This is a genomic window from Sphingomonas sp. NPDC019816 (assembly GCF_050274375.1).
GTDB lineage: Bacteria > Pseudomonadota > Alphaproteobacteria > Sphingomonadales > Sphingomonadaceae > Sphingomonas.
In genome coordinates this window covers 1-1,089 of the sequence record NZ_JBNNOB010000282.1, presented here as the reverse complement: position 1 = coordinate 1,089, position 1,089 = coordinate 1, and the positions used below count along the sequence as shown (strand labels likewise).

Annotated in this window: 2 protein-coding genes; one reads left to right on the top strand and one right to left on the bottom strand. The window is 51.6% G+C overall.

Going from position 1 to position 1,089, the window contains the following annotated elements:
* Positions 1-189: hypothetical protein (locus tag ACQKJZ_RS19435; protein WP_427733358.1), on the top strand; the 189-nt coding region annotated here is incomplete at its 5' end.
* A 10-nt stretch (positions 190-199) separates the two neighbouring features.
* On the opposite strand, the gene ACQKJZ_RS19430 is transcribed toward ACQKJZ_RS19435, so the two are convergent.
* On the bottom strand, positions 200-904 hold the full coding sequence (locus ACQKJZ_RS19430) for an IS6-like element IS26 family transposase (RefSeq protein WP_427733356.1): 705 nt from the start codon (positions 902-904) through the stop codon (positions 200-202).
* Between the last annotated feature and the right edge of the window lie 185 nt (positions 905-1,089).

Genomic DNA, 1,089 nt, shown 5'->3' with positions numbered 1-1,089 from the left:
GGCATCGAGGGTGAAAACTGCCGTGGCGAGGGTGTTCTCCTCATCCGGATCGTCGGCAGCCAGCCGGTATTCACCGGCATCAATTTTCAGATTGATATCGTGCAGCACCTGGGTGGTGCCGAAATGTTTAGCGACCGCGCTAAATTCGGCACTGTTGCAAAGTTAGCGATGAGGCAGCCTTTTGTCTGATTCAAAGGCCTTACGTTGCAAAAACTCTGCTTACCAGGCGCATTTCGCCCAGGGGATCACCATAATAAAATGCTGAGGCCTGGCCTTTGCGTAGTGCACGCATCACCTCAATACCTTTGATGGTGGCGTAAGCCGTCTTCATGGATTTAAATCCCAGCGTGGCGCCGATTATCCGTTTCAGTTTGCCATGATCGCATTCAATCACGTTGTTCCGGTACTTAATCTGTCGGTGTTCAACGTCAGACGGGCACCGGCCTTCGCGTTTGAGCAGAGCAAGCGCGCGACCATAGGCGGGCGCTTTATCCGTGTTGATGAATCGCGGGATCTGCCACTTCTTCACGTTGTTGAGGATTTTACCCAGAAACCGGTATGCAGCTTTGCTGTTACGACGGGAGGAGAGATAAAAATCGACAGTGCGGCCCCGGCTGTCGACGGCCCGGTACAGATACGCCCAGCGGCCATTGACCTTCACGTAGGTTTCATCCATGTGCCACGGGCAAAGATCGGAAGGGTTACGCCAGTACCAGCGCAGCCGTTTTTCCATTTCAGGCGCATAACGCTGAACCCAGCGGTAAATCGTGGAGTGATCGACATTCACTCCGCGTTCAGCCAGCATCTCCTGCAGCTCACGGTAACTGATGCCGTATTTGCAGTACCAGCGTACGGCCCACAGAATGATGTCACGCTGAAAATGCCGGCCTTTGAATGGGTTCATGTGCAGCTCCATCAGCAAAAGGGGATGATAAGTTTATCACCACCGACTATTTGCAACAGTGCCGGTAAAAATATATCATCATGAACAATAAAACTGTCTGCTTACATAAACAGTAATACAAGGGGTGTTATGAGCCATATTCAACGGGAAACGTCTTGCTCGAGGCCGCGATTAAATTCCAACCT

What these genes read in the sequence shown, in the direction of transcription:
- ACQKJZ_RS19430 (WP_427733356.1), bottom strand. Translation starts at nt 904, where the DNA reads ATGAACCCATTCAAAGGCCGGCATTTTCAGCGTGACATCATTCTGTGG.